8 protein-coding genes are annotated in these 8,148 nt (G+C 69.6%); 3 read left to right on the top strand and 5 right to left on the bottom strand.

What is annotated here, in order from left to right:
- Positions 1–51: 51 nt before the first annotated feature.
- Entirely contained in the window at positions 52–1,233 is a 1,182-nt protein-coding gene (locus ACTHL4_RS14945) for an acyl-CoA dehydrogenase family protein (RefSeq protein WP_440283557.1), read from the bottom strand.
- An 81-nt stretch (positions 1,234–1,314) separates the two neighbouring features.
- Here ACTHL4_RS14945 and ACTHL4_RS14940 point away from each other — a divergent pair, with 81 nt between their 5' ends.
- Both ACTHL4_RS14940 and ACTHL4_RS14935 read left to right on the top strand, forming a co-directional pair.
- On the top strand, positions 1,315–1,725 hold the full coding sequence (locus ACTHL4_RS14940; RefSeq protein ID WP_440283556.1) for a MerR family transcriptional regulator: 411 nt from the start codon (positions 1,315–1,317) through the stop codon (positions 1,723–1,725).
- Between the two features lie 42 nt (positions 1,726–1,767).
- A complete protein-coding gene (locus ACTHL4_RS14935) occupies positions 1,768–3,018 on the top strand; it encodes a hypothetical protein (protein WP_440283555.1) in 1,251 nt (416 codons plus the stop codon).
- A 70-nt stretch (positions 3,019–3,088) separates the two neighbouring features.
- On the opposite strand, the gene ACTHL4_RS14930 is transcribed toward ACTHL4_RS14935, so the two are convergent.
- The 4 genes from ACTHL4_RS14930 to ACTHL4_RS14915 form a co-directional block, all read right to left on the bottom strand.
- On the bottom strand, positions 3,089–3,427 hold the full coding sequence (locus tag ACTHL4_RS14930; protein ID WP_440283554.1) for a type II toxin-antitoxin system PemK/MazF family toxin: 339 nt from the start codon (positions 3,425–3,427) through the stop codon (positions 3,089–3,091).
- Positions 3,411–3,608, bottom strand: coding sequence for a hypothetical protein (locus ACTHL4_RS14925; protein ID WP_440283553.1), 198 nt, complete (start codon positions 3,606–3,608; stop codon positions 3,411–3,413). Before ACTHL4_RS14925 ends, ACTHL4_RS14930 begins: the two co-directional genes overlap by 17 nt.
- Before the next feature lie 546 nt (positions 3,609–4,154).
- A complete protein-coding gene (locus ACTHL4_RS14920) occupies positions 4,155–5,348 on the bottom strand; it encodes a serine/threonine-protein kinase (RefSeq protein WP_440283552.1) in 1,194 nt (397 codons plus the stop codon).
- Positions 5,349–5,421: 73 nt separating this feature from the next.
- Positions 5,422–6,270: an aldo/keto reductase gene (locus ACTHL4_RS14915; protein ID WP_440283551.1), complete on the bottom strand. Its 849-nt coding sequence runs from the start codon at positions 6,268–6,270 to the stop codon at positions 5,422–5,424.
- A gap of 101 nt (positions 6,271–6,371) precedes the next feature.
- Between ACTHL4_RS14915 and ACTHL4_RS14910 the strand changes: the two genes are divergently transcribed.
- Positions 6,372–8,144, top strand: a complete 1,773-nt coding sequence (locus tag ACTHL4_RS14910; RefSeq protein ID WP_440283550.1) for an acetyl/propionyl/methylcrotonyl-CoA carboxylase subunit alpha — start codon at positions 6,372–6,374, stop codon at positions 8,142–8,144.
- Positions 8,145–8,148: the final 4 nt, after the last annotated feature.

Raw genomic sequence — 8,148 nt, 5'->3', positions numbered from 1 at the left:
CCGCCGCGAGCCGTTCGCGGACGTCCGCGACCCTCGGGTCAGTGGTCTCGCTCATGCCGGCAAGCCTAGGCCGCGCGCGATCAGCATCCGTTGGACCTCCGAGGTGCCTTCGCCGATCTCCAGGATCTTGGCGTCGCGGTAGAAGCGCGCCACGGGGTACTCCTCCATGAAGCCGTTGCCACCGAAGATCTGGGTGGCGATGCGGGTCGCGGTCACGGCCGACTCGGTCGAGTAGAGCTTGGCGATCGACGCGGCCTGCTTCACCTCGCCCACCGAGCGCCGGCCGGCCTCGAGTTCGTCCTTGAGCCACGCGGCCTTGTAGGTCAGCAGGCGGGACGCCTCGACCATGACGGCGAGGTCGGCCAGCTGGAACGACACGCCCTGGTTGACGGCGATCGGCTTGCCGAAAGCCGTACGGGTCCGGGCGTATTCGGTCGCCGCCTCCAGGCATGCCTGCGACAGGCCGACGGCGAGCGCCGAGATGGCGATGCGTCCGTCGTCCAGTGTCTTGAGGAACTGTTTGAAGCCCTGTCCGCGCTCCCCCAGCAGGTTCGCTTCGGGCACCACGCAGTTGGAGAACGTCAGGCCATGGGTGTCGGAGATGTGCCAGCCGAGCTTGTTGTATGCCGGCTCGGCCGTGAAGCCGGGTGTGCCGGCGGGGACCATGATGGCGCTGATCTCCGGGCGGCCCTGATCGTCCGTGCCGGTGCGGGCGGTCACGGTGACCACGGAGGTGATGTCGGTGCCGGAGTTGGTGATGAAGGCCTTGGCGCCGTTGATGGTCCACTGCCCGTCGGTCAGCGTCGCCTTGGTGCGGGTGGCACCTGCGTCGGAGCCGGCGTCCGGCTCGGTCAGCCCGAAACCGGCGAGCGCACGACCGGCGACCAGGTCCGGCAGGAAGCGCTGCTTCTGCTCCTCGGAGCCGTAGGTGAGGATCGGGTTGATGCCCAGGCCCATGCCCGCCGACAGGGTGATCCCGATCGACTGGTCGACCCGGCCCAGTTCCTCGATCGCCAGGCACAGGTAGGTGAAGCCGCCCTCCTCCAGGCCGGCGCCGCCATACTCCTCCGGCACGACCAGCCCGAAGAGCCCCAGCTCGCCCATCTTCGGCACGAGGTCGACCGGGAAATGGTGGTCCAGATCCCACTGCGCCACGTGCGGGGCGACCTCCTTCTCCGCGAAGTCGCGCACGACCCGCCGGAATTCCTCGTGCTCCTGGGTCAACTCGAACATGCTGCTGCCAAGTCCTTCGGATCGGGGCCGCCAAGACCAACTGCTTGACGTTAACGTCAACGTAAAGCATGCTTGCCGGTCATGACAACCCCGGAGACGACCCCGGACAGCGGACAGACCTGGACGATCGGCGAGCTCGCCGACGAGTTCGAGGTCACCCACCGGACCATCCGGCACTACGAGGAGCTCGGCCTGATCACCCCCGAGCGGCGCGGCACGGCACGTGTCTTCCACCGCCGCGACCGCACCCGCCTCGCGCTGATCCTGCGCGGCAAGCGCATCGGGTTTCCGCTGGACGAGATACGCACGATCATCGACATGTACGACCAGACGCCCGGGGAACAGGGACAGCTGGAGTACCTCCTGGCGCAGATCGCAGCCCGGCGCCGTGATCTGGAGCAGCGCCGCGCGGACATCGAGCAGACGTTGCGCGACCTGCACGAGGTGGAGGCCCGCTGCCGCAGCGACCTGCGGGCCCTGCGGCACACCTGATCGACCGCGGCAGGCTCTGGTTTCGGCATACTGACTGCCACCATGCCTTCTCGAGTGACCGCTGCCGCGCTGGGCGCCGCCATACTCCTGGGCGCGAGCGCGCCGGCGTATGCCGCCACCGACCCGGGCGGTGCGCCGCCCGTCGTACAGTTCAGCACCGCCCGCGGGGACGCCCCGGTGTTGCGTCCCGGGATGCATCGCACGGCCCCGCCGACGGGCCGCACCGAGCGCTATGCGGCGATCACCCGTCCGCAAGGTGGTGCGGTCACGGTCGCCATCTTCGGCTCGGTCGACGCCGCGATCACCACCGCCGACGGCAAGAACACCTGCTCCAGCAGCGGTGCCAGCCTGAGCAACGACGTGACCGGCTACACCTTCGTGTATGTCGACCCCGCCCACTCCGAGCGGCAGACCTATCAGCCGGACGAATGCGCGTCGGCGACCGACCTGATCCTGCGGATCAGGTCCGACGACTCGTCGTCGTCCTCCTCGTCCAGTGCAGCAGCAACCGGACCGCTGCAGGTCGCCGTCACCGTCGAGCCCAAGCTGGCCGCGGCCGGGAGCCCGTCCCCCAAGGACCAGCAGAACAAGATCGCCGCGCCCAGCACGAGCACCCCCGCGGCCGAGCGCGCCGTGAGCGACCGGCTGGCCGCGCCGACCAGCCTGGAGCCCGGCAGTTACCGGGTGTCGCTCACGCCGGGCCGGCTCGCCGTCGCCCGGGTGCGCGTCGGCTGGGGCCAACGGCTCGCCGCGTCGGTCGACGCGCCACGCAACGGCAGCAATTTCGCACCGTCGGAGTCGCTCGATGTGGCGTTGGCGGCGTTCAGTCCGCAGTGGGCGCCGGTCGGCGGCGGTGACGGCTCGGCATTGCTCTTCAAGGAGGAGTCGACCGAGCGGACCGCGAGCGTCTACACGGCTCCGGTCAACCGCGGCAACAGCAAGGTCGACTACGACACCGCGGGCGACGTCGGCACCTCCCGTGCGCAATGGACGACCGTCGCCGGCTGGTACTACGTGGTGGTCCGCGTCAGCGCCACCCAGCAGGACCAGCAGCCGACCACTCGTAGCTTGCCGGCGCGGCTCAATCTGGCAGTGGTCGGCACGCCGACCGCCGGGCCGACCTACGTGGGTGCGGACGGAACGGCAGCCGCGGCGCCCGCGGCCACCCAGCTGAGTCAGGGCGGGACCAGCGACTCCGCCTCCGGCGCGGCGACCGCGCTGCGCATCGGCGGCTCCGTCTTCGTGGTGGCAGCCGCCGCGGCCGTCGTCGCGTTCCTGCGCCGGCGCGCCTGAACGGTGCGGGCAGCTCTCGACGGCGCCTCGATAGACGATCGGCTACCGACACTGGCGCGGCGGCAATCGGCTACAGGTCGCAGATGACTGCGAGGGTGTTGCGGATCTGCTGCAGGACGACCGGGCCGACGTTTCCCCGGTGCGTTGTGATCCTGCTGGTGGCAACTGCTCGTACATGCTGGCACTGAGCAGCCGATGCTGCGTTGAGTCCGTTGCGGTCGTCCGGTTCGATCACGACTTCGGCGCCGCTGTTGCGCAGTGTCCGCGTCAGCGGAACGACCTGCACCACGTTGGGGCCACCACGCAGGATTCTCGCGGCAGTCACAATGAGCGCTGGCCGAACCAGTCCTGCCTCCGAACCGGTTGGTGCACCGAGATCAAGGTCGACGACGTCACCCGGCGTCAGCATCGAGCCAGGAGGTTTCCTCGTCGGTCAGCGGTGCGGCGAGGTCGCGGCCGATGTCATCTTGGTGGAGCAGTCGCACGGCCCGGGACACGGTGTCGGCGACGGTTTGATGCCGTTCGGTGGCGAGCTGTCGTAACTCGTCACGAGTTTGCCGGCTGATCCGGATCGTTGTCGTATCGGACATGGCTCCATCATATTCCTGTAGACTCATGCGTCTACAAATCACCGCTCACCACGCGACATCATGGATGCGGGCCCAGGCGGATCGCCTGTCGCGGAACCCCCGCAGCTGATCGAATCGACTTCACCCGCAATGCAGCGGGCCAGAAGTTTTCGGTCGAGTCGTGAACTGTTACGCGGCCGGCGTCGACATGCTCGTCGACCGATGCGGCCACGAGCTACCGACCGTGATCGAATCAGGCGGTCGCAATCGTGAGGGAGAGTTCCGCGACGACGTGGTGCGCCCGTCTCGCTTCCCGATCCCTCGCTCCTTGTTGGTGAGTCCGCGGTGCGTTTCATTCGTCGCGCCGGTCCGCTCAGACGACGCCAGCTCCGCAAGATGCTTCACGAGCAGCATCACGCTCGACGAGATCCTCGACTGACCCGGAACGTGGCTGTCGGCGAGGATGTCGCAGGTGGCATGGCAGGCGCTCCCGCCATGGGCCAACGACGTCTCGCCCACGATTTCGCCCGGAAGCGCCTCGCGAAGGTCCGCGCGACCTGAACCCGGCTACTTCTGCCAGGTGTAGCCATTGCCGTCGGCGACGCACTGCAGGGTGTGCTTACCGGCGGTGTCGTTCTCGAAAGTGCCGGCGTCCTGCCACTGGCAGGTGCCGCCGAGGGTGGCCTGCCCCGGGGTGAGGTCGCCCGTGCTCGGCGAGTGCGGCAGCCAGATGCCCAGCAGCGCGGCGACCGCGACGACAGGGACCAAGGCGAGTCCGACCCGGCGTCCGGTGGACGTGCGCGGCGGCGTGTCGCCGGCCGTAGTCATCGGACGACGCGCAGCGCCCTGGGCGCGGGTCACCTCATGCGCATGCTGGTGCAGGGCGGCCGCCGGCGCCGTCATCGCCCGTTCCGGGGCGACCGGCGCGGCAGCCTGCACCGTGGTGATGCGCGCCGGTATGCCGATCTCCTGCTGGTCGACCCACGTCAGGTCGGCGGTCTCCAACGCGTCGGCCGCGGCGCCCGCCGACGGCGGCCGTCCCCGCGGATCCGGGTCGGCGAGATCGGCGACCACCCGCCACAACAGGTCGGGGATCCCGTCAGGACGGGGCGGCACCTGCTCGCGGCTGCGCCGGATCTCGTCCGGCCGGTGGCCGGTGAGCAACTGGAACGCGACGATGCCGGCGGCATACAGATCGAAGCCGGGCGCCGGGTCCGCGCCGGCCATCTGCTCCGGCGCGAGATACCCGCGGGTACCGAGCACCACGGAAGTGGTCGTCATCCGCGGGGAGTCGACCGGCACCGCGATGCCGAAGTCGGTCAGCATCAGGTGCGGGCGGTGCACACCGGTGGCGGCCAGCAGCAGGTTCGCCGGCTTCACATCCCGGTGTATGACGCCGGCGCCATGCACCGCATCCAGGGCCCGCAACAACTGCCGCAGCAGCTCGGCGACATACCGCGGCGGCAGGGTGCGATGGTCGCGCAGCAGGTCGCTGACCGCGCCGCCGTCCACCATCGGCATGGTGAACAACACCCGATCGTCCTCGCCGGCCCAGCCGATCGGCGTCACGACGTTGGGATGGTGAATGCGCACGCCCTGCTCGCGCATGAAACGCAACAGGGCTCCGGCGTCGGACTGCCGCAACACCTTGGCTGCGAGGATCCGGTCCTGCTTGCGGTCATGGACCTGCCAGACCGAACCCATCCCGCCCTCGCCGATGACGTCGATCAGCTCGTAGCGGCCCGCGAACACCTCTCCCACGGGTCAGCAGCATGCCAGTTCAGCCCAGCCGGCGGCGAACTGCGTTCACCACCCGCCGGGCGAACGGCTGCCTTCAACCGAACTCCCTCGGGTCCGGGCCGGTGCGCAGCCCGCGGTCCAGTCCGGCGATCGCGGTCAGGTCCTCGGCGGACAGCTCGAAGCCGAAGATGTCGAAGTTCTCGGCGATGCGCGAAGGGGTGACCGACTTGGGGATCACCACGTTGCCCAGCTGCAGGTGCCACCGCAGGATGACCTGCGCCGGCGTCCTGCCGTGCCGTCCGGCGATCCGCCCGATCATCTCGTCGGTCAGCACGTCGCCGCCGGAGGCCAACGGGCTCCACGCCTCGGTGACGATGCCGTGCCGGGCATGGAAGTCGCGCAGCTGCGCCTGCTGCAGGTAGGGGTGCAGCTCGATCTGGTTGATCGCCGGGAACTCACCCAGCTCGTCGTGGACGCGCTGCAGGTGCTCGATCTCGAAGTTGCAGACGCCGGCGGCACGGATGCGGCCGTCGTCGCGCAACTGCATCAGTGCGCGGAAGGTGTCGACGAAGGTGTCCTGCTTCGGCGCCGGCCAGTGCACCAGATAGAGGTCGACCGGACGACCCAGACGCTTCTCCGAGGCGTCGAACGCGCGCAGCGTGGCGTCATACCCCTGGTCGTCGTTCCAGACCTTGGTGGTCAGGAACACCTCGTCGGCCGACAGGTCCGAATCCGCAAGTGCCGCACCGGTGCCCGCCTCATTGCCGTAGATCCGCGCGGTGTCGATGTGCCGGTACCCGGTCTGCAGCGCGGTCGTGATCGCGGGGCCGACCTCGTCGTCCGGCACCTGCCAGACGCCGAAGCCCAGTTGCGGGATCGGCACCTCAGTGCCCTTCCCGCGCAGCGCGACGGTGGGCACGTTCTGTCCATCGGTTCCACTCATGTCCGTGCCAACAGTCCGGGCCGCCGGTGTATGCCGCCGCCCGCGCGCCGTCTCACCACCCGAACACGTGACCCGCATCACTCCTCGCTACAGTCGGCGCCATGCCGCAACTGCAGAAGGTTTTGATCGCCAACCGTGGTGAGATCGCGGTGCGAGTCGCCCGCGCCTGCACCGACGCGGGGCTCACCTCGGTGGCCGTCTACGCCGACCCGGACCGGGACGCGCTGCACGTGCGGGTGGCCGACGAGGCCTACTCGCTGGGCGGTTCCACTCCCGCCGACTCCTACCTCGACCAAGCCAAACTGCTCGACGTCGCACAGCGCTCCGGCGCCGACGCGGTCCACCCGGGCTATGGATTCCTTTCCGAGAACGCCGGATTCGCGGAGGCAGTGCTGGACGCCGGACTCACCTGGATCGGCCCTCCCCCGGCCGCGATCGACTCGCTCGGCGACAAGGTCAAGGCGCGCCACATCGCGACCGCCGCCGATGCGCCGCTGGTCCCCGGCACCAAGGATCCGGTCGGCGGGGCCGACGAAGTGGTCGCCTTCGCGCAGGAGCACGGCCTGCCGGTCGCCATCAAGGCGGCGTACGGCGGTGGCGGCCGCGGCCTGAAGGTCGCCCGCAGCATCGAGGAGATCCCCGAACTCTTCGACTCCGCGGTCCGCGAGGCGGTGACCGCGTTCGGACGCGGCGAGTGCTTCGTCGAGCGCTTCCTCGACAAGCCGCGCCACGTCGAAACGCAGTGTCTGGCAGACACGTTCGGCAATGTCGTGGTCGTCTCCACCCGCGACTGCTCGTTGCAGCGACGCAATCAGAAGCTGGTCGAGGAGGCACCTGCGCCATACCTCTCGCAGGAACAGCACGCGGAGTTGCTGCGCGCCTCCAAGGCGATCCTGTCGGCGGCCGGTTACGTCGGTGCCGGCACCTGCGAGTTCCTGATCGGGCAGGACGGCGCGATCAGCTTCCTGGAGGTCAACACCCGCCTGCAGGTCGAGCACCCGGTCTCGGAGGAGGTCACCGGCATCGACCTGGTGCGTGAGCAGTTCCGCATCGCGGCCGGCGAGGAGCTGGGGTATGCCGACCCGGAGCCGCACGCGCACTCCATCGAGTTCCGCATCAACGGCGAGGACGCCGGCCGCGGTTTCCTGCCCGCCCCCGGCACCGTGGAGGTCTTCCGTGCACCGAGCGGCCCCGGTGTGCGGGTCGACTCCGGCGTGGTGTCCGGTGACGTCGTCGGTGGAGCCTTCGACTCGATGCTCGCCAAGCTGATCGTCACCGGACGGACCCGCGCCGAAGCGCTGCAGCGGTCCCGGCGGGCGCTGGCCGAGATGGTCGTCGAAGGGATGCCGACGGTGCTGCCCTTCCACCGGGCCGTCGTGTCGGACCCGGCCTTCGCCACCGATGACGAGACGCCTTTCGCCATACACACGCGGTGGATCGAGACGGAGTTCGACAACCGGATCGAGCCGTATGACGGCACCCCTGCGACGGCCGAGGCGACCGCCCGCCAGTCGTTCGTCGTCGAGGTCGACGGCAGGCGGTTGGAGGTGACGCTGCCGGCCGGCCTGCAACTGGGCGGCGGCGGCGCGTCCGAAGGTTCCGCTCGGCGGCGCGCCCCGAAGCGGTCGCGTGGCGGCTCCGGCACGGCAACCGTGTCCGGTGACGCCCTGACCGCGCCCATGCAGGGCACGATCGTCAAGATCGTGGTGGCCGAGGGCGATCAGGTCGAGGCAGGCGACACGGTCGTCGTCCTGGAGGCGATGAAGATGGAGCAACCCATCACCGCGCACCGCGCGGGCACGGTCGGCTCGATCGGTGCGGCGGTGGGCGACATGGTGCCCGCCGGCGCGGTGCTCGCCACGATCACCGACTAGTTCG

This window comes from Flexivirga sp. (genome assembly GCF_051955415.1).
Lineage (GTDB): Bacteria > Actinomycetota > Actinomycetes > Actinomycetales > Dermatophilaceae > Flexivirga.
The sequence above is the reverse complement of the archived record's forward strand: the minus strand, read 5'-3'. Positions and strand labels throughout refer to the sequence as shown.

Excerpts from the sequence above, each read along its gene's own strand:
- ACTHL4_RS14935 (WP_440283555.1), top strand. The coding sequence starts at position 1,768 with ATGCCTTCTCGAGTGACCGCTGCCGCGCTGGGCGCCGCCATACTCCTG.
- ACTHL4_RS14925 (WP_440283553.1), bottom strand. The coding sequence starts at position 3,608 with ATGTCCGATACGACAACGATCCGGATCAGCCGGCAAACTCGTGACGAG.
- ACTHL4_RS14915 (WP_440283551.1), bottom strand. The coding sequence starts at position 6,270 with ATGAGTGGAACCGATGGACAGAACGTGCCCACCGTCGCGCTGCGCGGG.
- ACTHL4_RS14940 (WP_440283556.1), top strand. The coding sequence starts at position 1,315 with ATGACAACCCCGGAGACGACCCCGGACAGCGGACAGACCTGGACGATC.
- ACTHL4_RS14910 (WP_440283550.1), top strand. The coding sequence starts at position 6,372 with ATGCCGCAACTGCAGAAGGTTTTGATCGCCAACCGTGGTGAGATCGCG.
- ACTHL4_RS14945 (WP_440283557.1), bottom strand. The coding sequence starts at position 1,233 with ATGTTCGAGTTGACCCAGGAGCACGAGGAATTCCGGCGGGTCGTGCGC.
- ACTHL4_RS14930 (WP_440283554.1), bottom strand. The coding sequence starts at position 3,427 with ATGCTGACGCCGGGTGACGTCGTCGACCTTGATCTCGGTGCACCAACC.